Below are 23,698 nucleotides of genomic sequence, written 5' to 3'. Positions count from 1 at the left end.
CCGCCAAAATATTCTTTTGCCGGGACTTCTTCGGATTCAAGAACAAATGACACCTTTCACGAGTGGAACACCCACCCGACAGGATCGGAGACGCTACGATGTCAGTCGATATATTTCTGAAGATTGATGGTATTCCGGGAGAGACACTGGATCACAGGCATCGAGACGAGATCAGAATTCTTGCTTGGAGTTGGGGCCTGGCACAGAGCGGCACGACTCACATGGGCCCCGGCGCGGGCTCGGGAAAAGTCGCGGTGCAGGACATCACCTTCACAAAAAACTGCGACAAAGCAACGACCAACATCGTGAAGTTCTGCTCCAACGGAAGGCATATTCCGAGCGCGCTACTGACGATACGTAAGGCAGGCGGTGACGCGCCGGTCGAGTATTTCAAGTTGCAAATGAACGACCTCATCGTCTCCTCCTACGCCACCGGCGGAGCGGCCGACGGGTTGGACCAGTTGCAGGAGACGGTGACGCTGAACTTCCGCAAATTCACCGTCACCTACACCGAGCAGACCCAGCAGGGTACGCCCGGCGCGGCGACCGAGGCCACCTGGGACATCGCCGCGAACGTCGGCTCCTGAGCCTGAGTCGCGTGGGGCTGCCGCGACGGCGCGCGTCCCGACGTTGCCATCGCTTCGGTCGGCCGCAGCAGGGCTGGCCGATTTCCCCCGGCTCATGAACCCCGAGCAAGCCCATGTCCCCGCCTCCACTCCCAGATCGCTTCGAGGCCCCGCTGATGCTCGTCTTTTCCGAGCCGCATCGTCGGCGCGAGGAACGTCGACAAGCGCGGCAGAGCCTCCTGGCGCCCCCGGAAAAGGCGCGCGGCCGGTCCGCTCCCGTCCGCGCCGCCACCCGCAAGAGCATCGAGGACGACTTCAAGGAACGGGTGAAGACGCTATCGCGGTCGATCGATCTCGCCTCCGCCTGCGACCTCTCCGCCTATCCGCGCGTCGCCGCCTCGATCCTCAACTACGGCCGCCCGGACGTCACCGGCATGATCGCCGGCACGGGTCGGCTCGGCGATCTCGCCGCTGCTCTGCGCAAGGCCCTGGAGCGCCATGAGCCCGGCATCGTCGACGGGAGCCTCACCATCGGCCCGGCCGAGGAGGCGCCCCATCGCCACGGCTTCGATGCGGTGAGCCAGTCCCTCCGCTTCGAGATCTCCCTCGATCTCGCCTTCGCGCCCCTGCCGATTCCCCTCACCTTCCATGCCGAGATCGACGTCGCCGCCGGCAAGCTCCAGATCGACGTCGCCGGCCCGTCCTGATCACCGCCATGAACGACGCGCTGCTTGCTGCCTTCGAGGAAGAACTGGCGATCCTCTACGAGCGCGCCGAGGAGTTCGCCGTCGAGTTCCCCGGCGTCGCCGAGCAGCTGGGCGGCCTGAAGCGCGGCACCGCCGATCCCGGCATCAAGGCGCTGCTCGAAGGCGCGGCCTTCATGGCGGCGCGGGTGCAGCTGCAGCTCGAGGCCGAGTTTTCCACCTTCACCACCGAGTTCCTCGATCAGATCCTGCCCGGCCATCTGGAGCCGGTGCCCTCTCTCGCCCTCCTCGCCGCCCTGCCGTCCGCGGGAAGCGATGCAGATGCAGCAGGCCGCCTGGTTCCGGCCGGGTCGATCGCCGAAAGCACCCACCGCGATGCTGCCCGCGGCGTCGCCTGCCAGTTCCGCCTGACCAGCCCGATCGCCCTCTGGCCGCTGGAGATCACAGCCGCCGAATACCTGCCCTCGGCTGCCGCGATGCAGGCCTTGGGCGTCGGCTCCGGGCCGCAGGTCGTCGCCGGCCTGAAGATCACGCTGAAGCGCCTTGCCCCCGGCGGCGGCCCCGAGGCCAAGGTGAGACCAATCGGGGAATTGAAGCTCGACGACCTCGTCCTCCACTTGGTCGGCCAGCGCGCCGAACGGGACGCGATCTACGAGCAGCTCTTCGCCCGGCTCTCGGGAATCGCCGTCCGCTACTTGAACGAGACCGGCGATCCGCGCGCGGCCCGGCTGCCGGCTTCGGCCGTCGAGCAGATCGGCTTCTCGCCGGACGAGGCGCTGTTTCCGCCCGACGACCGGGTCTCGCCGGGCTTTGCGCTTTTGCGGGAGTTCTTCGCCTTCCCGGACAAGTATCTCGGCTTCAGACTGACCGGCCTCGGCGCAGCGCTTTGCGGTGTGCGCGCCGACACGATCGACCTCGTCTTCGAGTTCACCGAGGTGGCGGCCTCGCTCGGCGCGCGCGTTTCGGCGAAGAGCTTCCGGCTTTTCGCCGCGCCGGCCGTCAACCTGTTCGAGAAACGATGCGATCGCATCCGCTTGACGGCGGACCGCCACGAACATCACGTCGTGCCGGATCGAAGCGCGCTCCTCGAATACGAGCCGCATCGAATCCTCGGCGTCACGGCGATCTTTTCCGGCAAGGCGGACGGCGCCCCCGTCCTGCCGCTGCACGCCCCCGCCGCGGCGCTTGACGCGACGGGCGGGAAGCGTGGCGGTTCCCTCACCTATACTGCCCGCCGCCTGCCCCGCCGCCCCACCGACCAGGAACGCCGCCACGGCTCGGCCCCGGCCTATCGCGGCACCGATCTGTTTCTCAGCCTCGGCGGAACGGCGGCGGAAGGCCTCGACGCCGCGCCGCGCGAGCTCGCCGTCACGGCGCTCTGCTCCAATCGGCATCTGGCCGGCGAACTCGGGCGCGTTCCCGGCGGCGGCAGGATGCGCCTCCTCGGCAACAGCGAACTGCCGCTCGACACCATCGTCGGGCCGAGCGAGCCGCGGGAATCCGTCGTCGCCGGCCCGCCACGACCCGGCGGCCCGCAGCGCGGCGAGATCCTCTGGCGGCTGATCGGCTTTCTCTCCTTCAACCATACCGGGCTCGCCAGCCCCGATCCGAAAGCCGGTGCCGAGGCGCTGCGAGCCGTGCTGTCGCTTTACGCCGACCTCTCGGACGTCGCGGCGGAGCGGCGGCTGCGCGGCATCCTCGCGCTTTGCTGCCGGCCGGTGACGCGGCGGCTGCGACGGCCCGACGGCTTTCATGGCGCACGCGGCGTCGAGGTGACGGTGACCCTCGACGATGCCGCCTTCGAGGGAGCGGGCGTCATGCTGCTCGGCGCGGTGCTGGAGCGCTTCCTCGCCGATCTTTCCAGCGTCAATTCCTTCACCGAGACGGTGATCGAAACGCCGGCTCGCGGTGTCGTCAAGCGCTGGCCGCCCCGCTCCGGCACGGGACCGGTGCTGTGAGCGCGGCGCCGCTCCACGGCCCACCCGAGCATCTTGCCGCGATCGTCGGGCCGTGGCTCGCGGCCAAGGCCGCCGACGACACGGAAGCCTTGGACCTCATCGTCCTGCTGCGGGCGATCGAGCGCGGCTCGGCGGACAAGCCGCGGATCGGCAAGAGCCGTACCGCCCGTGACGATTGCGTCACGCTCGGCCAGGAGCCCTATGCCGCGTTTCCGGCCGGCAACGTGGCGGCGGTGGAGAAACGCGGCGACCGCCCGCATGTGACGACGCGCTTTCTCGGCCTGTTCGGCCCCCAGGGCGCCCTGCCGCTCGCAACGACGCTCGATGCCATCGACTGGCGGGACAAGGGCGATCCGGCCTTCCTGCGCTTCACCGAAATCGTCTCGAACCGCTTCCTGCAGCTGTTCTTCCGGGCCTTTGCCGACGCCCGCGCCATCGCCCAGAACGACCGCCCCCTCGATGATCGCTTCTACCGCCATCTCGCCGCCGTGGCGGGCTTGCCGCAACCGCGACCCGGCGCGGCCGAGGCGCCCGCGGCGGCGATCGGCGCCGCCTTCGCCGGCCTCCTCTCGGCCCGCGCAAAAACCCCGGCGCAGCTTTCGCAGCTGATCTCGGGCGCCCTTCGCGTCGACGTCCGGGTCGTCGAGCGGGTGCCGACCTGGCTGATCTTCGAGGCGGGCGAGCAGACGCGGCTCGGCGCCGCGCGCTCCAGCCTCGGGCGGGACACCGCGCTCGGCTCCCGCCAACCCTCCATCGCCGACAAGGTGGCGATCGAGATCCGCGCCCGCGACCTTGCCGAATACCGCACGCTGCTGCCCGGCGGCAGGCGGGCCGGCCGGTTGGGCGAACTCGTCTTTCTCGCCCTCGGACGGCGCGTCGAAACCGAGATCCGCCTCGGCATTCCCGCCCATCTCGCACCGCCGATCGCGCTCGGCGAGGCGGGCGAACTCGGCCTCACCGCCTGGGTCTCGCCGGCCAAGCCCGGCCCCGGCGGCGAAACACCCTGGCGCCTCGATGCCCGCTACGTCCCGGCGCCGACCGGCCCGCCCCCCGCGGAAGAGGCCGAGCCTCCAGAGGTTGGACCATGACCGACATCAACTACGAGATCCTCACCGGCAAGCTGACGCCGCTCGCCCACGAGGCCTTCCGCAAGGCGTTCTGGCAGGCCAAGCAGGCCGGCAATCGCAACGTCGAGCTGGCTCACTTTCTCTTCCAGCTGGTCTCGGCCGACGGCTCGGACGTCGCTGCCACCCTCGATCACCTGGACGTTCCGGCCGGCGCGGTGCTCGCCGAACTCACCGAGACGATCGGCCGGGGCAAGCGCAACGTCACAGAGATCCCTTCGATCGCCGGCCCGCTCGGCGAAAGCCTCGATCGGGGCTGGCTCTACGCCTCGCTGCTCTTCGGCTCGGCGGCGATCCGCAGCGGCCACGTGCTTCTCGGCGCCTTGCGGGACGAGGCGTTGCGCAGCATCCTCGCCACCTCGTCGCGCAGCCTTGCAAGGCTCGATCCGGACGCGGTGGCAAACAGCGCCCGCGCCGTATGGAGCCGCTCGGCGGAGGAAGGCCAGCGGCCGGTAGACGGGTCGCAGCTGCCCCAGGCTTCGGGCGATGCCGGACGAGCCGCGAGCAAGAGTGCCGCGCCCGACGATCAGGCCGCCTCCCCCCTCGCCCGCTTCGCAACCGACCTCACGGCGGAGGCGGAAAGCGGCCGCATGGACCCGGTGGTCGGCCGCGACCACGAGATCCGCCAGATCGTCGACGTCCTCCTGCGGCGGCGCCAGAACAACCCGCTGCTCACCGGCGAGGCCGGCGTCGGCAAGACCGCCGTGGTCGAAGGCTTCGCCCAGCGGCTTGCGAGCGGCGACGTCCCGCCCGCCCTTGCCGGCGTCAGGCTCCATGCCCTCGACATCGGGCTGATGCAGGCGGGCGCCTCGGTGAAGGGCGAGTTCGAGCAGCGGCTGCGGGCGCTGGTCGACGAGGTGCAGGCGAGCCCCGAGCCGATCATCCTGTTCGTCGACGAGATCCACACCCTCGTCGGTGCCGGCGGGGCCAAGGGAACGGGCGACGCTGCCAATCTCCTGAAGCCGGCGCTGGCCAGAGGCACCCTGCGCACCATCGGCGCCACCACCTTCGCCGAATATCGTGCCCATATCGAAAGCGACCCGGCGCTCACCCGCAGGTTCCAGCCGATCGAGATCGGCGAGCCGGACATCGCCCGGGCGGCGATCATGCTGCGCGGCCTCGCCCTGCCGATGGAGCGCCATCACAAGGTGCGCATCCTCGACGAAGCCGTCACCGCCGCCGTCTCTTTGTCGGCCCGCTACATCCCGGCCCGGCAGCTGCCGGACAAGGCCGTCAGCCTGCTCGACACCGCCGCCGCCCGCGTCGCCATCAGCCGGACGACCACACCCGCCGCGATCGCCGACCTTGCCGCCGCGATCGCGGCGCTGGAGGTCGAGAAGGCCGCGCTCGGCCGCGAGGCGGCTCTTCGCAACGAGGGCGCCGAGCGCCTCGCAGAGATCGCGGCGGCGATCACCGAGAAGACGGCACTTCGCGAAGACCTCGTCGCCGCCCATGCGGCCGAGGCCGAACTCGTCAAGACGATCGACGCGCTGACGGCGACGCCGGCGGGCGATCCCGCGGGCATCGAGGCGGAGGGCCAGGATTCGGCCGAGCCGGCTCACCCCGACACCGAAGCGTCCCCCGGCTCCCCATCGGACGACACCGCCTGTGAAAACCTCGCGAAAACCCTCGCCGCCCTTGCCGCGATCGATCCGGACCGGCGGATGATTCACGCCCATGTCGACGCCGACGCCGTCGCCTCGGTGGTCTCCGACTGGACCGGCATTCCGGTCGGCCGGATGATGCGCGACGAGGTGGCGACCGTCCTGAAGCTCGCCGATCTCCTGAAGACCCGCGTCATCGGCCAGGATCACGGCCTCGAAACCATCGCCCGCCGCATCGAGACGAGCCGCGCCGGCCTCGACGATCCCGGCAAGCCGGTCGGCGTCTTCCTCCTCTGCGGCCCCTCCGGCGTCGGCAAGACCGAGACGGCGCTGGCGCTGGCCGAAACGCTCTATGGCGGCGAGGAGAACCTCATTACCATCAACATGTCGGAGTTCCAGGAGGCCCACACCGTCTCGCTCCTCAAGGGCGCGCCGCCGGGCTATGTCGGCTATGGCGAGGGCGGAAGGCTGACCGAGGCGGTGCGGCGGCGGCCCTATTCGGTGGTCCTCCTCGACGAGGTCGAAAAGTCCCATCCCGACGTCCACGAGCTGTTCTTCCAGGTCTTCGACAAGGGCTGGATGGAGGACGGCACCGGCCGGCGCATCGATTTCCGCAATACCTTGATCATCCTCACCTCGAATGTCGGCACCGAGGCGATCATGGCCGCCAGCGACGAGGGCCTGACCGACGTCTCGGACGAGGATCTGGACCGGATGCTGCGGCCCGAACTCCTCACCGTCTTCCCGCCGGCCCTTATCGGCCGCATGGTGACCGTGCCCTACCGGCCGCTGTCGCCGGCCATGCTGGAGGCGATCGTCCGCCTGCAACTCGCCCGCATCGTCGCCCGCGTCAGGGAAAGCCAGCGCGCCGTCCTCACCATCGACGACCAGGTCGTCGCCGCCATCGTCGCCCGCTGCCGCGACCCGCAATCCGGCGGCCGCATGATCGACCGCATCGTCACCCAGACGCTTCTGCCGGACCTGTCGCGAAAGTTCCTCGACAGGATGGTGTCGGGGGAGATCGCCAGAACGGCGCATGTGGGGCTGGGGGAGGATGGGGAGTTCATGGTGGAGGTGGGGTGACGAGGAGGCGGCGCCAGAGGAGGCGTCCTTTCTCCTCCTGCGGGAGAGAAAGCGATTTCATCACCTCAGGGCCGAAGCGCTAAGCGATAGAGATCACCGAGAACTTGCGCGGCTCCTCCACCCGTACCGATTGCGGCAGGAGCAATGACACGATCTGTTTCCATTCGCGCGACCTTAAGGACTCAAAACTTCGGCTGAGAGCGAGAAGCGCCTCGCGTAACGCAACAAGACCCACGGGCTCACGACAGAGGCGTAGACGAAGACAATTCCAAAATGAGCGTCACTTGTTGCGTTCGACTCCACAACCGCAGTGAAGGGAGGTAGGTGTGGGGGATGCAGATTCGAAAAGTGATACGGCGGATTGTAGCCGCGCTGGGGACCGCGTTCTTCGTGGTGCTCTATTTCAACATCGAGAATGCCGCCACGCGAATTGGCCTGGGTGATTTGTTAGCAGATGCAATATCGCCGCAAAGTGGAAAAAATATTCTTGTTGATATTGTTTATCACCCGATAACCTTACTTGTATCGCTGTTTGGGCTGGGGGCTGCATTGGGAGTTTGGGTGGACGCGATATTCCTAAACCCAAGCCTCCAACAGAAGCGCACAAAAGATGAATTGCGTCAAAAAGCTGAAAAGTTTGGGCGTGAAGTGGAAATTTGGACATCCAAAGCTTTGTCTGAACTGAAAAACAAGGTTAATGAACTCCCTCGGCTGCCAGAACACGAGGCGAGGGAAGGGGTTCGCTTCGATCGATTTCATGAAATACGCGATGAGAGAAGGAGGAGGATGACAGCTTTATATCTCGATGGATATGCCGCTCAAGTACAGACGTATTTTTTACAAGCCGAAGAATTCGGAATTAATATAGTAAGAAACGACTACACTTGGCATATATCAGACAATTATCAGGCACAAATCGTTTTGCTAAATATAGTAGGGAAACTTTTATCTGAGGGAAAAATCCAAGAAGCTAGGTCAATTGATGGCAATTACGTTAGGAATATAAGCACCCAAATTGGCAATTTTATATAAATTTACTTATTTTTGTAGTTCCGTTAATGCGCAAAGTACAATTCTCACATCTCGCATTCTGCGAGGAGAATTCCAATCCGCAATTCTTTTGACCGCAATTTACCAGAACGCTGCCATCTACATTCACAAATATTTCAGCATTGCCGCAATCTTCCACCTTTATCCCGGCAATGTTAATTTTCTGAGATCCTGCTGCACGTACAAGATAAAACATCATCAATCCTTATAATTGGAAATTTTTACCCAACGGCCGCATGACGGCTAGCACAAACACTGCGATGAGTTCCATTGATTAGTCGTATTCCACAGGCTGCGCTATTTTTCGTCAATCCTTTCTTCCAGAATCGTTAGATGAACGTTGCAAAAGGCGCGCCGCTGATCGCTTCATCGCAGATGGATTGCCTTGCCGGCCCTCCCCCCGACCGACCGCCCCAACAATAAACATCCCCCGAATTCGCCTCATCCGGCAAATTCCGCAGATACGCCTCGATCACCTCCACCGGCTGCCTCTCACCAAACACCCATTCATGGCTCTCGCCCAGCGAGACGTCGAAACGGGCAAAGCCGAGCCGCACCGCCTCCTGCAGCGCCCGAAGCGCCGGGGCGCGGTCCATGGTGACGAATTCGAAGGACAGGGCGGCGGGTGCGTTTTCCGGAGACAGCCCGGCCATAACCTCGACCTCGAAGCCCTCGACGTCGATCTTGACGAAGGCCGGCCGGCCGAAGCGGGCGATCAGATCGTCGAGGGTCGTGCAGTCGACCGTGATCGTCTCGTCCCACACCTGTCCCTCCCAGCCCGAGGCCCCGGCGCTGGCGGCTGCGACGAAGCCGTCGGAGGCCGACGCGACCGTCGGGTTCTGCGTGTTCAGCCGGAGCGTCAGCGTCCCTGCCCTTCGCCCGACGGCCGCGCCGACCACCGTCACCTGCCGCGCGCGCCAGAACTGCCAGCGCAACAGGCGCGCGAGGCGGGGCTGCGCCTCCACCGCGACGACGCGCGCGCCGATCCCGGCGAAGGCCGCGGTGCGGTCGCCGACATGGGCGCCGATGTCGAAGACGAGCTCGCCGGGCCGCACGAAGCCACTGGCGAAACGGCGAAGGCTGTGTCTGTGGCGGCGGTCGAGGCGGTAGACGGCGATGCTGCGGGCGATGCCTCGCCACGCAGCCAGCCGGCCGGCAAGCCTCATGCCCGCTCGCCCTCAGCGGCGAAACCATCCTCGCCGGAGCCGGCCGCAGGGTCTCTCGCCGCACGATCATCGCCCGCCGCCCGCGCCATCGGCCGGCGCCAGCGCCGCGCCTTCGGGCTGACCACGGCGCGCAGCACCGGCGGCATCACCGTTTCTTCCGGAATGGCGAAGAGGCCGAGCCGCGCCGTCAGGCGGCCGAAGGCCGGCGCGGCGGTCGCCACCGTGAACGGCACGGCGAGGACGAGCCCGGCCAGGAACGGCAGCGCCAGAAGAACCGCGGAAATGTTGGCGCCGACGAACAGCGCCGCCGCGAGCGCAAGACCGAGCAGCGTCTGCGGCAGGAGCGCGGCCAGCGCCGTGCCCCAGGCGATGCCCAGCCGGTCGCGGTTCTGGCCGTTCCAGACCACCGTCTTGCCGAAGCAGAGGCCGACGAGGAACACCGAGACATAGACCGCGACGAGCGGCGCCATCAGCATCGAGGCGAGAAGCTCGATCACGGCCGAGCCGAGAAAGCGCGGCGCCCCGCCATAGGCCTTCATCGCCCCCGGCGTCAGGACGACGTCGAGAACGCCGGCGATCTTCGGCGCCACCGACAGGAAGAACAGTGTGACGAACAGCCCCATGCCGAGGACGAGCATCGACGCGTCGTAGCCGCCGGTCAGAGCCTGCGCCGTGGCAGCACAGGTCATGGCGATCCAGGCAAGCGGCGCGATGTACATCAGGATCGCCTGGAGGATCTGGAAGCGGCTGACCGGCAGGAGCCCGGGCTCGATGAGGAAGCGCCAGTACTGCATGTTGCCCTGGCACCATCTGAGATCGCGCTTTTCGAATTCGAGCAGCGTCGGCGGGTTGGTCTCGTAGCTCCGCGTCTCCACCGGGATGACCCGCACCTCGTAGCCGGCGCGCCGCATGTAGACGGCCTCGAGCTGGTCGTGGGACAGGACCGGCCCGCCCAGCGGCGCCGCGCCCGGCAGCACCGGCAGTTCGCAATGCTCGACGAAGGCCGCCGTGCGGATCAGCGCGTTGTGGCCCCAATAGGGCCCGCAATCGGCGCTCCACCAGGCCGAGCCCATGGTGAAGGCGCGCATGCCGTGGCGCATGCCGAACTGGAACAGCCGGGCAAAGCCGCTTTCGGCCGGCATGCCGACGACGAGGCTCTGCAGGATGCCGATGCGGGGATCGTCCTCCATCGCCATCGCCATCTTGACGATCACCGCGCCGCCCATGACGCTGTCGGAATCGAGCGGCAGGAAGAAATCGGATTCGCCAGGCCGGGCTTCGAGGAAGTCGCGCAGATTGCCGGCCTTGAAGCCGCTGTTTTCCTCGCGCCGGCGGTAGATTGGCCGCCGATCCTCCGGCAGGTGATCGAAGAGATGCGCGAAGCGGTCGAATTCCCGCCGCTCAGCGGCGGCGACCATCGCGTCCGAGGTGTCGGAAAGGAGGGCGAAGCGGAAATGGCGCGCCTTGCCGGTCGCCTCCAGGCTGCGGCGCATGGCTTCCAGCCGCGCGAAGATCGGCTCCGGCGCCTCGTTGCGCAGAAACAGCAAGAGGTCGGTCCGGCTCGAAAGCGGCCGGTCAGAGGGACGTCCGTCGGCGCCCCGTCTCTCCGGCATCCGACCCGGTGCCGTGAAATAGGGAAAGACGCTCCTCTCCGCCCGGCCGAGATGGATGACGCAGAGACCGATCACCGCATTCCAGAAGCCCAGAACCGTCCAGGGCGTCGCCAGCAGGAAGCCGGCGAAGATCACCATATCGAGAACGCCGAGCCCGTCGCCGCCGAGAATGCTCAGGAGAATGGCGGCGAGGCCGGCGATGGTCGCAAGATTGAGACCGAGGACGATGAGGCGGCGAAGCCCGATCGAAAGCCCCTCCTGGCGGCTCGGTGCCGTCGGTCCCCCGCCCGCCTCGGCGGCAATGGCGCAGCGGTCGACGTCAGGCGCCCGATAGGGGGTGATCGGGGCGGATGGCGGGCCGAACATGGGAGGGTCTCCAGGGGCTGAAACTGTTTGCCAACATAGGCGCAAGCACTCGGCGTGCACCGCCCCTTCCTACACGTTCCGGATCACTTCATGAGTGATCGTCATCACAGCCGCATGATCGAGAAGCGTGCGGCCATGGCGGCGCCCGTCTCGGCCGCCGGCTGCGAGGGTCTCGTCGATTGCCGCTCTATTCGGCGGGGCGCGACTGCGCCGTCGTCTCGGGGGCCGGCGGTTCCGGCCGATCGGCGTCGGGATACCAGTACCGCGCGGCGACGGCATCGCGGTCGATGAGGACGAAGTTGTCGGCAAACGCCCGGTAGGGATGGCTCCACTCGCCGTCCGGCCATTGCACGCGGATCTCCGCCCGCTCGGCCGTGCCGAGGCCGACATGGACGAAACCCGCAGTGCCCGAGGCATGGCCGCCACCGACCTGGATCGTCCGGTTGAGCGTCTTGGCGCCGATCTTCACCGCCAGCTTCGCACCGATGGCGTCCCGGTTCGCGCCCTTCTGGGTCAGCTTCACCTCGACGAAATTGCCGAGCGGCCGGGCGCCGAAATCGGCCTTGCCGCCGAGATTGCGGAACAGGCTCGCCTTCTGGCCGCGATTGACGACGAGAAGATCCATCGCCCCGTCGAGATTGAAATCGGCGATCAGCGCGCCGCGCCCCTTGGTCGGCAGCGCGATGCCGGCAGCATCGCCCACTTCGGCAAAGCGCCCGTCGAAGCCGCCCATCAGGAGATTGTCCGGATCGTAGGCGGCGAAATCGGGCATCGCCTCGACATTGCCCTTGGCGATGAAGAGATCGAGGGCGGTGTCGTTGTTGAAATCGGCAAAGCCGGCGTGCCAGCCGGTGGAGGGCTTGCCGGCGTCGTGGACGTAAGGCCGGTGGGCCGTCGCGCCGCGCTGAAAGGCCTCGTCGCGATAGGTCGGCGCGTCCTCGAACTCGCGGTCGAGGAACTGCAGCTTGGTGTCGCCCATCGAGGTCAGCGCGTAGTCGGGATAGCCGTCATTGTCGACGTCGCCCTCGGCGATCCCCATGCCCCAGATCGACAGGTGCTGCCAGCCGTCGGCCTTGCGGTAGGGCCGCGGCGCCCGGCCGGGCTCGATGCGCCACAGCTGCTCCTCGCCGCCGCGGTAATATTGCCGGTCGTTGGTAATCCTGAGGCTCGGCTCGCCGGAACGGTTCCAGTCGGTGAACAGCATCGACAGGGCGCAGTAGCCCGGCGATAGCGCGAAGGGCTCGGAATAGTCGGGCGCGGTCGGGCCGCTCGACGCCGCCCTCCCCATGCCATCCGCGCCGCCGGCCGGGTCCGACACCGCTGCGACGGGCGTCGGCCGCTCGCCCGCGCCGACGCCTTTCGGCCGGATCAGCACGTTGTCGGCGCAGGTCCCCCAGGGCGAGCCCGGCGCGGCGCGGTCGACATAGTTGCCGAAGGCGAGGGTCGGATAGCGGTTGCCCGGCTCGAAGATCGCCGAGAACGCCGTGGTCCAGGCCCGGCCGCCGTCGAAATGCCAGGGAAAATTCGCCTTCTCGAAACGGCATTCCGGCAGGCCCTTCAAAAGGATGTTGCCGCCGACGCGCAACAGCACGAGGTCCTGCCGCCCGTCCTGGTCGACGTCGAGCGGATAGGCGCCGGTGACGTTTTGAAGGTCCTTCGGATCGAGATCCTGCGGCACCGTCTCGAAGGAAAGCCTACCGCCGGCCTGTGATCGATTGGCGTAGAACGCCCCCTCCCCTTTGCCGCCGGCGAGGAAGAGGTCCGGGAACCGATCGTCATTGCAGTCGAAAGCCGCGCCGCCCCCGCCGACGAAGAACTCCCACGGGCCGGTGTAGCTGTGGTCGATGCCGGCGGCTTGCGCCTCTTCGTGCAGGATGGGGATGTCGCCGGCAAAGGGCTTGCCGTCTTCGGCCAAGGCCGGGGCAGCGAGGAGAAGGGCGGCGAGGATCGGCAGAAAAGGCCGTGCCATTTTGGCCAAACGGCAGACGCCAGCACCCGTCGCGCCCCCCTCTGTCCTGCCGGACATCTCCCCCACACGGAGGGAGATCGATCTCGCGCGAACGTCCCGGCCAGTCTCCGATGGAAAAAGACGGCTGAAGCGATGACAGGCAGGCGCCGGACGCCGAAGCAGCCGATCTCCCCCCTTGTGGGGGAGATGTCCGGCAGGACAGAGGGGGGTCTGCGGCCTGTCCACCCGCGCGCCGCCTTCAATGTTCGCCATCCCCGTCACTCCCCCACCCGCAGCGTCTTCAGCCAGGCGATCAGCGCCGAGCGGTCGGCCTCGGCGAGCGCGGCATAGCCCCGCCCGCTTGCCTCCGCCTCCGCCCCATGGGCGCGGATCGCCTCGTCGAGCGTCGTGATGTCGCCGCGGTGGCCGTAGGGCGCCGTGTCGGCGAGGCCCCAGAGCTCGGCGGTCACGAACACGTCGCGCTCGACGAAGCGCTGCGCCAGCGTCTCGTTGCCGAGGACGGGCGTGCGGCTGTCGGCGATGCGATGGCGCTTCAGGTCGCCGAACAGCGGCACCATCACCTCGCCCTTGTCGTTGCGCGGCAGGCGCTTCGCCCATTCCAGCGTCGCCAGATCGTAGGTCGCCGGCGTCTCCACGTCGCCGCGCCGCAGCGTTCCCGCCATGTCGACCGGCCCGGGATCCTCGAAGGAAAGGCTCTTCAGCGGCAGGGACGGCCGATGACAGCTTTCGCAGCCGAGTTCGGCGAAGATTTCTCGTCCCCGTGTCGCGGCTTCCGCCCAGGCCTCGTCCTCGGGCACCGCCTCGCGCGGCGGCGCCAGCGTCGCCTGGAAGGCCACCAGCGCCGAGATCTCCCCCGCGCCGAGTTCGTCACTGTTACCGTCGCCGTCGAAGTCGGCCATGCCGGTCCAGCGTGTGCCCCAGCGCTCGTCCGCCTGCATGCCGTGATGCTGGTTCATCGCATTGACGGTAAATTGGCGGAGCGAGGTCATCACGCCCTTCTGGGTGAAGGGGCGCAGCACGAGGTCGTCGTCGACGCCGGCAAGCCCCGACAAGTCGACGGAGCCGTCCGGAAAGGCCGTGATGCGACCGAAGTCGACTCCCTTCGACGAAAGTTCCGCGCGGACCTCTTCGCCCGCATCCCGTGCCCGCCGCAGCGCTTCGCGCCGCTGGGCGGCCAAATCGGCGCTCATCTCCCGTGCCAACAGCTCGACCAGCCCGGCGCCGAAGAGATGATTGGTGCCCCGCTCGTTGGAGAACTGCGCGTCGAGCGTATCGAAATGCGCGCTCTCGAAGCCTTCCGAGACAAAGGCGTTGGCAACGAAGCCGCCCGCTCCGCCGGTCACCGGCTCGTTGTGGCAGGACGAGCAGGCATTGGCGTCCGGGCCGGCGAGCCGCTGGAAGACGAATTCCGCCGGCCGGCGCGGCGCCGTCGGAACGATCGCCTGGGTGGCGTTCGGCCGGCCCGCCCCGTCGAGAGTGGTGAAGCGCGCCTCGAAGAGATCGCGGCCCTTTTCCGCCAGATCCTCGAGCCGCTTCCCCGCGATCGTGCCGGCGAGGGACGCCGGATCGACCCGCTGCTTGATCGCCTTCTCGCTCCAGGCCGGCTCGCCGGCCGCCGCCGAAAGCGGCACCGGACCGATGGCTGCCAGTGCCGCCAAAATCAGTGTCGTTCGCCTCTTGCCCATCATGCCGCCTCCGTCGCTTCCGCCGCTGAGCGGGCGAATTCCTGATCCAGCGCGGCCAGCGCATAGGCGGTCCCCGCGTCGAAGACGAGCGCGTCGGTATCTTCCTCGAGGATCAGCGGCGTATCGCTACCGAGCCCGTCCACCGCGCTCTCGCGGATTCCTTGTCTGATCGACGCTTCGAGGAGATCGATCGCCTGAGCGCCGGAGCCTGTCATGACGATCGGCAGGGGATCGATCATGGTGAAGACCCGGCCGAGGCCGTAGCCGATGGCGTTTCCCGCCGCCTCGAAGGCCGATCGCGCCGCCGGATCGCCGGCCCGCGCGGCATCGGCGAGCCGCTGCATCGCCTCGTCGCCGATCCGGTGGGCCGGGATGTCGCCGTTGCCGGTGGCACTGCGCCAGATCGCATAGTCGCTGGCATAGGCCTCGACGCAGCCTTGATTGCCGCAGCGGCAGAGCGCGCCGCCGGGCATGTGATTGATGTGGCCGAATTCGACGGCGGAGGAGTGCTTGCCCTGGAAGGTCGCGCCGTTGAGCCTCAGGCCCATGCCGACGCCGAAGCCGACGAACAGCGTCGCGAAGTCGAGGCCGGTGAAGTCCGGGCGCCAGCGGAAGGCTTCCGGCATCAGCGAGCAGTCGTTGAGGACGCTGACCTCGGCACCGAGCCGGGCGGAAAGCGGTGCGGCGATCTCGATGTGACGATGCTTCAGCGCCGGCGACCAGACGATGCCGGACAGGTCGCTGAAGGTCTTGCCCTGGACGGCGACGACGACCTTGTCGAGCGCTCGCGGCTCTTCCGCGAGCCGTCCGGTCAGTTCCTTGGCCAGATCGGCGAGGAGATCGACGATGAAGCCGCCGTCTCTTCCGGACAGGTCCACCCCGCGCCGCATTTCGGTGAGTGGCCGGCCGGCATAGTCGCTGATCCGCCCGGAGACCTCGCCGACGGCGATCTTCAGCGCCGCCACCCGCGCTGCCCTGCCGCAGATGGCGAGGCTCTTGCCCGGGCGTCCTCGCCGGGTCGACCGATCGTCTTCCTCGACCTCCGAAAGGAGGCCGCCGCGCAACAGCGCCCCCGAGATCGCCGACGACGCGGAGACCGACAGGCCCGTCGCCTCGCTGACCAGCTTTCGCGTCGTCACGCCGACCCGCCGCAAGTGATCGAGCACCGCCAGCCGATTGTGGACACGGACCATGTCGGCGTCGGTTTTCGCCAGACTGCTCAACGCTCGTTTCCTCTCCTCCGCTCGACGCTCTTTTCGGCGTTTGGGCGGCTTTGTTCTGCCACGTTGACATGGATCACAATTGCTGTCACCATTTTTTCCGAGGCTTGGAAAAAGTCTCGGCCGGCGCCACGTCGCCGGGCTCCGTGACGCAAGGGCGCCATGGGCGCCATGGGAGGAAATTCATGAAAACGTTGAAATTCGCGCTTGCCGGCGCGATGTTCTCGATGGCTGCCATGGGCAGCGGCGCCGCCGTCGCACAGGATGGCAAGGACATCACGGTCGGTGTCTCCTGGTCGAACTTCCAGGAGGAGCGCTGGAAGACCGACGAGGCCGCCATCAAGAAGGCCCTCGAGGCCGCCGGCGCCAAATACATCTCGGCCGACGCGCAGTCCTCGGCCGCCAAGCAGCTGACCGACGTCGAGTCGCTGATCACCCAGGGCGCCACTGCGCTGATCATCCTCGCGCAGGATTCGGCGGCGATCGGCCCGGCCGTCCAGACGGCGGCCAACAACGGCATTCCGGTCGTCGGCTACGATCGCCTGATCGAGAATCCGGACGCCTTCTACATCACCTTCGACAACAAGGAAGTCGGCCGCATCCAGGCCCGCGAAGTCCAGAAGGCCCAGCCGGAAGGCAACTACGCCTTCATCAAGGGCTCCTCGTCCGATCCGAACGCCGATTTCCTGTTCTCCGGCCAGATGGAAGTCCTGAAGGACGCCATCGATAGCGGCAAGATCAAGAATGTCGGCGAGGCCTATACGGACGGCTGGCTTCCGGCCAACGCCCAGCAGAACATGGAACAGATCCTGACCGCCAACAACAACAAGGTCGACGCGGTCGTCGCCTCCAACGACGGCACCGCCGGCGGCGCCATCGCGGCGCTCGAGGCACAGGGTCTTGCCGGCACGGTTCCGGTCTCCGGCCAGGACGCCGACCAGGCGGCGCTGAACCGCATCGCCCTCGGGACGCAGACCGTCTCGGTCTGGAAGGACTCCCGCGAACTCGGCAAGCGCGCGGCGGAAATCGCCCTCGAGCTCGCCGCTGGCAAGGAGATGAGCGAAGTGACCGGCGCCGAAGAGTGGGACAGCCCGAACGGCATGAAGCTCCAGTCGATCTTCCTGACCCCGGTGGCAATCACCAAGGACAATCTCGACACCGTCATCGATGCCGGCTGGGTCTCCAAGGAGACCGTCTGCCAGGGCGTCAAGCCGGGTTCGGTTCCGGCCTGCGAATAAGCGCCACAGCCCGATGAGACCGATGGCCGCGGCGTAAAGCTGCGGCCATTTTTCGAGACGACTGCTCTCGACCGACGAGGGCAACTCGGCCATGCTGCCATGAAACAGTGCAGAGGCCACGCGACGAGCCGGTCCGCAGCGACCAGGCTTCAACCAGAACAAGACCGCGCGACGTGCAGGCAGATGACGGCCGAAGGCCGGCTCGACACGATCGTGCAAGGGAGGCGGCATTGAGCGAGGCGACCTCGGACACGTCCCTGACGAGACCCGGCCCCACGGCGGGCGCCGGCGGGTTCAAGGGCTTCATGCGCGCGACGGAGATCGACACGCGCATGCTCGGCATGATCGGCGCGCTGCTGGTCATCTGGGTGGGCTTTCACATTCTTTCCGGCGGCACCTTCCTGACCCCGCGAAACCTCTGGAACCTCTCGGTCCAGACGGCGTCGGTCGGCGTCATGGCGACGGGCATGGTGCTGGTCATCGTCACCCGCAACATCGACCTGTCGGTCGGCTCGATCCTCGGCGTCACCGGCATGATCATGGCCGTGGCCCAGACCCAGTACATCACGCCGATGCTCGGCTACGATTCAGGCTTGGTCTGGATCGCCACGTTGGCGATCGGCCTCGTCTGCGGTCTCCTGATCGGCGGATTGCAGGGCTTCGTCATCGCCTATCTCGGCGTCCCGGCCTTCATCGTTACCCTCGGCGGCCTCCTCGTCTGGCGCGGCGCCGCCTGGTGGGTGGCGTCCGGTCGGACGATCCCGCTCACCGACGACAACTTCAAGCTCCTCGGCGGCGGCTCGGACGGCTCGATCGGCGCCACCTGGAGCTGGATCGTCGCCGCCGCCGCCATCGTCTTCATCGTCTTCGGGGCGCTCGCCGCCCGCCGCCAGCGCAAGCGCTTCAACTTTGCGCAGAAGCCGATGTGGGCAGAGGCCTTCACCCTCGGCATTTCCCTGATCGCGGTGATCGGCGCGACGATGATCGTCAATTCCTATCTCCTGCCCGGCCCGCTTGCCCGCCGCTATGCCGAGACGAACGGCATCACCGTTCCGGAAGGCGGCCTCGAGATCAGCTTCGGCTATGCCATCCCGGTGCTGCTCTTCATCGGCGTCGGCATCGTCATGACCTTCATCACCAGGCGCACCCGCTTCGGCCGCTACGTCTTCGCCATCGGCGGCAATCCCGAAGCCGCCGAGCTCGCCGGCATCAACACCAAGCGCGTGACGCTGATGGTCTTCGCGCTGATGGGCATGCTGGCAGCGGTCGCCGCGGCGATTTCGACGGCGCGCCTCTCATCGGCGACAAACGCGCAAGGCACGCTGGACGAGCTCTACACCATCGCCGCCGCCGTCATCGGCGGCACCTCTCTCGCCGGCGGCGCCGGCACCATCGCCGGCGCCATGCTCGGCGCGCTCGTCATGCAGAGCCTGCAGTCGGGCATGGTGCTTCTCGGCCTCGACACACCGCTGCAGAACATCGTCGTCGGCGCGGTTCTCGTCGTCGCCGTCTGGCTCGATACCCTCTACCGCAGGAGGTCCGCATGAGTACCACGATGGATTCCATCACCGATCACGGTCCGGCCCATCATCACTCCGACGTCGATCGCTCGGGGACGCCGCTCATCGACATGCGCGACATCTCGATCGCCTTCGGCGGCATCCACGCCGTCGATCAGGCCTCGATCGACCTCTACAAGGGCGAGGTCGTCGCCCTGCTCGGCCACAACGGCGCCGGCAAATCGACGCTGATCAAGATCCTGTCCGGCGCCTACAAGCGCGATTCCGGCGAGATCTTCGTGCGCGGCGAAAAGGCCTCGATCGGAAATCCCCGCGATGCGAAAGCCTATGGGATCGAGACGATCTACCAGACGCTCGCTCTCGCCGACAATGTCGACGCCGCCGCCAACCTCTTCCTCGGCCGCGAGATCATGACCCCCTGGGGCACCCTCGACGACGGCGCAATGGAGGCCGAGGCGCGCAAAGTGATGGGGCGGCTCAACCCCAATTTCCGCCGCTTCAAGGAGCCGGTGAAAGCCCTTTCGGGCGGACAGCGCCAGTCGGTAGCGATCGCAAGAGCAATCCTCTTCAACGCCAAGATCCTGATCATGGACGAGCCGACGGCGGCCCTCGGCCCGCAGGAGACGGCGCAGGTCGCCGACCTGATCAAGGAGCTGAAGAAGGAAGAGATCGGCATCTTCCTGATCAGCCACGACATCCACGACGTCTTCGACCTGTCGGACCGTGTCGTCGTGATGAAGAACGGCCAGGTGGTCGGCTCGGCAAAGACCGAGGACGTCACCAAGGACGAGGTCCTCGGCATGATCATCCTCGGCAAATGCCCGCCCGGCGCGACGCCAGGGCCCGGCGCGATGAAGGAGTAGATGAGGCTGCTTCGCACGGGTTCTGTCACCGCGCCATGAGATCGAAGGGCGACGCCAACCGTCGCCCTTTTTTTCATGCCCGGATGAGATTTACTGAAGCGCAGGGCAGCTGCCGCCGGTCTTCGGCTGGACGTTCGTCGCGCCATCGTCCTCGGCCGCGCATGGGGTCGGATACTCTTTCGGTGCGCCGTCCTTGATGCCGCAACTGACGACCTGCATGCACATCCGCCCGTCGTTCGGTTGACCCTCGGTACGCTCGTCCGCCTCGCGTGAGGCGTCCTCGCAACTTCCGGTCGACGCGACGCTCATGCCCGCCGAATGGGCGACACAGGCGGTCGGATAGGTCTTGCCGTCGGTCCCGCAGACCGGCGCGAACTCGCGCGTGCAGGCCGATGGTCGCGGGGCGCAGACACCCACCCGATCCGCGGCATCCGATCCGCCAGTTTCCCCGAGATCGCAGTATTCGTGCTCACCGCATGCCATTCCGCCGCTGCCGCCGCACATGGCGTCGGCCTTGGCGGAAACCGGCATGGCCCAGAGCGTGGCGGCCCCGAAAAGCCCTATCAACAACGCGCGCATTTCACCCTTTCCGAGCCGCTCGATCGCACCGCAATCGACCGGCCGTTTCTCGTGACACTGATGATGACGCCGTCTTCGGCGTAGCCCTGGCAGGCACTGCCCGGGCAGTTCTGCTCTTACCCGCGCGATGATGTCGCTTGGCTGAATGGCACCGCCGAGCGTGCTCGCCCGCGGCGCGGTGTTCGCGCGATCAGGACGTGCCCAGCCGCCGCACCAGCTGCTCCCGCCCGATCAGCGGCAGCAGCGGCCCGAGCTCCGGGCCGTGCTCCAGGCCGGTAATCGCCCGGCGCAGCGGCATGAACAGGGCCTTGCCCTTCGCCCCGGTTTCGGCCTTGATCGCGCTGGTCCAGGCCTTGAAGGTCTCCGGCCCGACCGCGCCCTCGGGCAGCAGCCGCAGGGACGCGGCGCGGAACGCCGCTTCCGCCTCGTCTGCCGCCGGCGGCACGGCAACGTCGCCGAAGACGACCTCCGCCCAGCCCTTGGCATCCGGCACCTTGTCGCAATTGGCGCGCACGGACAGCCAGAAGCCTTCGCCGTCCCTCTCGCTCACCCCCATCCCGGCAAGCCGGCCCTCGACCGCCGCGTAGGGCAGCGCATGGACGATCTCGCGGTTCAACCGGTCGAGTTCCGCCGGATCGAACTTCGACGCCGAGCCGGAGATCGCCCCGAAATCCAGCCGCGCGCCCAGCGCTTCGAGATCGGCCATCGGCTCGATCGAGCCGGACATGCCGACGAGGACGGCGAGCGAGGCCACCGCCATCGGCTCGTAGCCTTCCTCGCGCAGGGTCTCGAGCGACAGAGCGCCGGTGCGCTTCGACAGCCCCTCGCCGCCGACGGTGGTGAGGAGATTGTGGTGGCCGAAGCGCGGCGTCTTCGCACACAATGCGTCAAAGATCGCCGCCTGCACCGCCGTGTTGGTCACATGGTCGTCACCCCGGATGACATGGGTGACGCCCATCTCGGCGTCGTCCACCACCGAGGGCAGCGTATAGAGATAGCTGCCGTCCGCGCGGATCAGCACCGGGTCGGACAGGGAAGCCAGATCGATCACCGTCGACCCACGGATCAGGTCGTCGAAGGCGATCTCGGTGCGCTGCGGCGAGAACGGGTCGGTCGCGAAGTTCGGCAGGAGAAACCGCCAGTGCGGCCGCCGGCCCTCAGCCTCGAACGCCGCCCGTTCCTCCTGCGAAAGCTTCAGCGCCTCGCGGCCATAGACCGGCGGCAGGCCGCGTGCGGCGAGGCGCTTGCGCTTGCGGTCGAGTTCGTCCGGCGTCTCGTAGCAGGGATAGAGCAGCCCGGCGGATTTCAACTTTTCGGCTGCCGCGTCGTAGAGCGCGATCCGCTCCGACTGCCGGGCGGTCTTGTGCGGACGAATGCCGATCCAGGCGAGATCGCGTTCGATGAGATCGGCGAATTCGCGGGTCGACCGCTCCTTGTCGGTATCGTCGAAGCGCAGGACGAAAACGCCGTTCTCCCGGGCCGCGAACAGCCAGTTGAACAGCGCGGTGCGCAGATTGCCGATATGGAGCCGGCCAGTCGGCGACGGGGCGAAGCGGAGAATGACGGTCATGCACGCGACCTACACGAAAGCGGCTGAAGCCGGAAGGTCGGGATAGCGGGCTCCCCCGCCATGGTCGTTCTCGCCCCCCCGGTCGCATGCAGAGGCGCTGTCCTCCCCGCGTCGTCGTTCTCGGGCTCCGTCCCGAGAACCCAGGGGCGGTTGCCGCCACGGCGGATGACGGGGTGCCCATGTGACGGCAACCGATTGTGCCCTACGATGCCTGGATTCTCGGCACGGGGGCCGAGAATGACGAAGCTTTTGACGGCGGCCCCTGCAGCGTTCGCCGTCTCGGCCGCTTCAAGGCTGCGCCCCTTCCCCGTCAGCGCTCGCGCGGCTGCGGATCCACCCGGTCGACGGCGCGCTCGGTGAGCCCCATTGTCACGGGACTCGCCACCTCCACCTGACGCTGCCGCCGGGCGACAAGCGCCATGACAAACGAGATGGCCACGCAATAGAGCCCCATCACGCCGATCTGCAGCGGATAGGAGACCTGCCAGTCGATCAGGACGCCGGTGACGCCGGGCCCGAGCGCCGACGACAGGACCATCAGCGCCACCGTCACCGAGCGCACCGAGCCGAGATGCTTCGTCCCGTAGAGCTCCGGCCACAGCGCGCCGAGCAGCGTCGAGGAGAAGCCGTTGGAAATGCCGAGCAGGATCATGAAGACGAAGATCGCGGCGACGGCGGAAGAGCCCCAGACGACGAAGCAGGCGAGCGCCATCGGCACCAGGAAGAACGGTAAGAGCCGCACCGCCGAGAACCGGTCGACCAGCGAGCCGCAAAGAAGCGCGAAGACCACCGTCGTCGCCGACATCACCGCAAAGCCCGAGGCAAACACCTCGATCGGCCAGCCGCGCAGCTCGGTGAGATAGACCTGGTGGAAGAACAAAGTCGTGCCGATGAAGGGCGGCGCGAGGACGGCGGAAGCGACCAGCCAGAAGGTCGGCGAGGCGACGACTTGCCTGAGCGTCCAGTCGCGCACCGCCGGCCTGTCCCGCACCTTCGGCTCCGACTGCGGATCGCGCTCCTTCATCGTCGTGTAGGCGACCACCGGCAGGGCAACGACGAGGAGAACGGCGCCGCAGGCAAGCCACGTCCCGCGCCAGCCGAGGGTGGCGGCGACGAGGACGAAGATCAGCGGGAACAGCCCGGTGCCGACATGAAAGCCGAGCGAAATGATCGCCATCGCCCGCCCCCGATTGGCGGCGAACCAGCGGCCGGTGGCGGTCATCGCCGTCTCGGTCATCATCCCCTGCCCGAACAGCCGCAAGAGATAGAGCGAGAGAAGCAGCAGCGGCAGGCTGGCCGCGAGCGACATCACCGCCGTCGCCAGCGCTAGGCAGAACACGGTCACGGCCGCCACCTGCCAGGCCTTGAACCGGTCCAACGTCCAACCGAGCGCGGGGAGCGTCGCGGCGCTCGCCAGCGTCGCCGCCATGTAGATCAGCCCGAAATCGCCGTTCGACAGATCGAACTCCCGGCGAATGTCGCCGTTGGAGAGCGAGATGTAGAACGTCTGCCCGAAGGACGAGAAGAAGCAGAGCAGGAACCCGCCGGCCAGCCAGCGGGCGTTCCGGCCCATGAAGGTGAGGAATTCCATGATGGGTCCGATGGGGCGGCAATGGGGCCGCCGTCAGGAGAGAGACGACGTGCTTAGCATTGGATGGGGGAGAGGGTAAACAAGAACAGGCCTATCGTGTTGCCTGTCCTCTTAATCTTCTTTCCATGCTATTTTTGGGAAGGAGGACCGAACCATGGGACCGTCACCATCAAGGAAGTCCGCAGGGCCGCGTGATGCGGCCACCAAGGTTGCGCATCATCGCCTGAGT

General features: G+C 67.1%; 17 protein-coding genes. 9 read left to right on the top strand and 8 right to left on the bottom strand.

Annotated elements, in window-relative coordinates; all coding sequences use genetic code 11:
- The first annotated feature begins 98 nt into the window (after positions 1 to 98).
- The 6 genes from GTK09_RS00085 to GTK09_RS00060 all read left to right on the top strand — a co-directional run bounded on the left by GTK09_RS00085 (position 99) and on the right by GTK09_RS00060 (position 8,071).
- Positions 99 to 587, top strand: a complete 489-nt coding sequence (locus tag GTK09_RS00085; RefSeq protein ID WP_163460459.1) for an Hcp family type VI secretion system effector — start codon at positions 99 to 101, stop codon at positions 585 to 587.
- 113 nt (positions 588 to 700) lie between these two features.
- A complete protein-coding gene (locus tag GTK09_RS00080) occupies positions 701 to 1,273 on the top strand; it encodes a GPW/gp25 family protein (protein ID WP_163460458.1) in 573 nt (190 codons plus the stop codon).
- Between the two features lie 8 nt (positions 1,274 to 1,281).
- Positions 1,282 to 3,228: a type VI secretion system baseplate subunit TssF gene (tssF, locus tag GTK09_RS00075; RefSeq protein WP_163460457.1), complete on the top strand. Its 1,947-nt coding sequence runs from the start codon at positions 1,282 to 1,284 to the stop codon at positions 3,226 to 3,228.
- Positions 3,225 to 4,316 (top strand): type VI secretion system baseplate subunit TssG, encoded by a 1,092-nt coding sequence (gene tssG / locus GTK09_RS00070; RefSeq protein ID WP_163460456.1) that lies wholly within the window; start codon positions 3,225 to 3,227, stop codon positions 4,314 to 4,316. Before tssF ends, tssG begins: the two co-directional genes overlap by 4 nt.
- On the top strand, positions 4,313 to 7,039 hold the full coding sequence (gene tssH / locus GTK09_RS00065) for a type VI secretion system ATPase TssH (protein WP_163460455.1): 2,727 nt from the start codon (positions 4,313 to 4,315) through the stop codon (positions 7,037 to 7,039). Before tssG ends, tssH begins: the two co-directional genes overlap by 4 nt.
- A 333-nt stretch (positions 7,040 to 7,372) precedes the next feature.
- Positions 7,373 to 8,071: a hypothetical protein gene (locus GTK09_RS00060; RefSeq protein WP_163460454.1), complete on the top strand. Its 699-nt coding sequence runs from the start codon at positions 7,373 to 7,375 to the stop codon at positions 8,069 to 8,071.
- 347 nt (positions 8,072 to 8,418) lie between these two features.
- Here the strand turns inward: GTK09_RS00060 and GTK09_RS00055 are convergent, their stop codons facing one another.
- From GTK09_RS00055 to GTK09_RS00035, 5 genes are all read right to left on the bottom strand, one after another.
- The gene (locus GTK09_RS00055) at positions 8,419 to 9,255 is read right to left on the bottom strand and encodes an FkbM family methyltransferase (RefSeq protein ID WP_163460453.1); all 837 of its coding nucleotides are present in this window, start codon (positions 9,253 to 9,255) and stop codon (positions 8,419 to 8,421) included.
- Complete coding sequence (mdoH, locus tag GTK09_RS00050; RefSeq protein WP_163460452.1) at positions 9,252 to 11,234, bottom strand: glucans biosynthesis glucosyltransferase MdoH; 1,983 nt, start codon at positions 11,232 to 11,234, stop codon at positions 9,252 to 9,254. Before mdoH ends, GTK09_RS00055 begins: the two co-directional genes overlap by 4 nt.
- A gap of 187 nt (positions 11,235 to 11,421) precedes the next feature.
- Complete coding sequence (locus GTK09_RS00045; protein WP_163460451.1) at positions 11,422 to 13,203, bottom strand: CRTAC1 family protein; 1,782 nt, start codon at positions 13,201 to 13,203, stop codon at positions 11,422 to 11,424.
- Positions 13,204 to 13,460: 257 nt separating this feature from the next.
- On the bottom strand, positions 13,461 to 14,891 hold the full coding sequence (locus tag GTK09_RS00040; protein WP_163460450.1) for a di-heme oxidoredictase family protein: 1,431 nt from the start codon (positions 14,889 to 14,891) through the stop codon (positions 13,461 to 13,463).
- The gene (locus GTK09_RS00035; RefSeq protein ID WP_246217620.1) at positions 14,888 to 16,111 is read right to left on the bottom strand and encodes an ROK family protein; all 1,224 of its coding nucleotides are present in this window, start codon (positions 16,109 to 16,111) and stop codon (positions 14,888 to 14,890) included. Before GTK09_RS00035 ends, GTK09_RS00040 begins: the two co-directional genes overlap by 4 nt.
- Positions 16,112 to 16,293: 182 nt before the next feature.
- On the opposite strand from GTK09_RS00035, the gene xylF reads away from it, so the two are divergent.
- The 3 genes from xylF (at position 16,294) to GTK09_RS00020 (ending at position 19,729) form a co-directional block, all read left to right on the top strand.
- A complete protein-coding gene (gene xylF / locus GTK09_RS00030) occupies positions 16,294 to 17,346 on the top strand; it encodes a D-xylose ABC transporter substrate-binding protein (RefSeq protein WP_163460449.1) in 1,053 nt (350 codons plus the stop codon).
- A gap of 230 nt (positions 17,347 to 17,576) precedes the next feature.
- Positions 17,577 to 18,893 (top strand): sugar ABC transporter permease, encoded by a 1,317-nt coding sequence (locus GTK09_RS00025; protein ID WP_376767924.1) that lies wholly within the window; start codon positions 17,577 to 17,579, stop codon positions 18,891 to 18,893.
- Between the two features lie 8 nt (positions 18,894 to 18,901).
- On the top strand, positions 18,902 to 19,729 hold the full coding sequence (locus GTK09_RS00020; protein WP_163460925.1) for an ATP-binding cassette domain-containing protein: 828 nt from the start codon (positions 18,902 to 18,904) through the stop codon (positions 19,727 to 19,729).
- A 90-nt stretch (positions 19,730 to 19,819) separates the two neighbouring features.
- Here GTK09_RS00020 and GTK09_RS00015 read toward each other — a convergent pair whose 3' ends face one another.
- The 3 genes from GTK09_RS00015 to GTK09_RS00005 all read right to left on the bottom strand — a co-directional run bounded on the left by GTK09_RS00015 (position 19,820) and on the right by GTK09_RS00005 (position 23,469).
- Positions 19,820 to 20,308 carry a Kazal-type serine protease inhibitor family protein gene (locus GTK09_RS00015; RefSeq protein WP_163460448.1) on the bottom strand — a complete coding sequence of 163 codons (489 nt, stop codon included), beginning with the start codon at positions 20,306 to 20,308 and terminating at the stop codon, positions 19,820 to 19,822.
- 190 nt (positions 20,309 to 20,498) lie between these two features.
- Positions 20,499 to 21,878 (bottom strand): glutamate--tRNA ligase, encoded by a 1,380-nt coding sequence (gene gltX, locus GTK09_RS00010; RefSeq protein WP_163460447.1) that lies wholly within the window; start codon positions 21,876 to 21,878, stop codon positions 20,499 to 20,501.
- 310 nt (positions 21,879 to 22,188) lie between these two features.
- On the bottom strand, positions 22,189 to 23,469 hold the full coding sequence (locus GTK09_RS00005; protein ID WP_163460446.1) for an MFS transporter: 1,281 nt from the start codon (positions 23,467 to 23,469) through the stop codon (positions 22,189 to 22,191).
- Positions 23,470 to 23,698 lie beyond the last annotated feature (229 nt).

This window comes from Jiella pacifica (assembly GCF_010500815.1).
In the GTDB taxonomy this organism is placed as follows: Bacteria; Pseudomonadota; Alphaproteobacteria; order Rhizobiales; family Rhizobiaceae; genus Jiella; species Jiella pacifica.
The sequence above is the reverse complement of the archived record's forward strand: the minus strand, read 5'-3'. Positions and strand labels throughout refer to the sequence as shown.

Coding starts and splice junctions, on each gene's coding strand:
- GTK09_RS00040 (WP_163460450.1), bottom strand. CDS start 14,891: ATGATGGGCAAGAGGCGAACGACACTGATTTTGGCGGCACTGGCAGCC.
- GTK09_RS00060 (WP_163460454.1), top strand. CDS start 7,373: ATGCAGATTCGAAAAGTGATACGGCGGATTGTAGCCGCGCTGGGGACC.
- GTK09_RS00005 (WP_163460446.1), bottom strand. CDS start 23,469: ATGGAATTCCTCACCTTCATGGGCCGGAACGCCCGCTGGCTGGCCGGC.
- gltX (WP_163460447.1), bottom strand. CDS start 21,878: ATGACCGTCATTCTCCGCTTCGCCCCGTCGCCGACTGGCCGGCTCCAT.
- tssH (WP_163460455.1), top strand. CDS start 4,313: ATGACCGACATCAACTACGAGATCCTCACCGGCAAGCTGACGCCGCTC.
- GTK09_RS00020 (WP_163460925.1), top strand. CDS start 18,902: ATGGATTCCATCACCGATCACGGTCCGGCCCATCATCACTCCGACGTC.
- GTK09_RS00045 (WP_163460451.1), bottom strand. CDS start 13,203: ATGGCACGGCCTTTTCTGCCGATCCTCGCCGCCCTTCTCCTCGCTGCC.
- GTK09_RS00080 (WP_163460458.1), top strand. CDS start 701: ATGTCCCCGCCTCCACTCCCAGATCGCTTCGAGGCCCCGCTGATGCTC.
- GTK09_RS00085 (WP_163460459.1), top strand. CDS start 99: ATGTCAGTCGATATATTTCTGAAGATTGATGGTATTCCGGGAGAGACA.
- GTK09_RS00055 (WP_163460453.1), bottom strand. CDS start 9,255: ATGAGGCTTGCCGGCCGGCTGGCTGCGTGGCGAGGCATCGCCCGCAGC.
- mdoH (WP_163460452.1), bottom strand. CDS start 11,234: ATGTTCGGCCCGCCATCCGCCCCGATCACCCCCTATCGGGCGCCTGAC.
- tssF (WP_163460457.1), top strand. CDS start 1,282: ATGAACGACGCGCTGCTTGCTGCCTTCGAGGAAGAACTGGCGATCCTC.
- xylF (WP_163460449.1), top strand. CDS start 16,294: ATGAAAACGTTGAAATTCGCGCTTGCCGGCGCGATGTTCTCGATGGCT.
- GTK09_RS00015 (WP_163460448.1), bottom strand. CDS start 20,308: ATGCGCGCGTTGTTGATAGGGCTTTTCGGGGCCGCCACGCTCTGGGCC.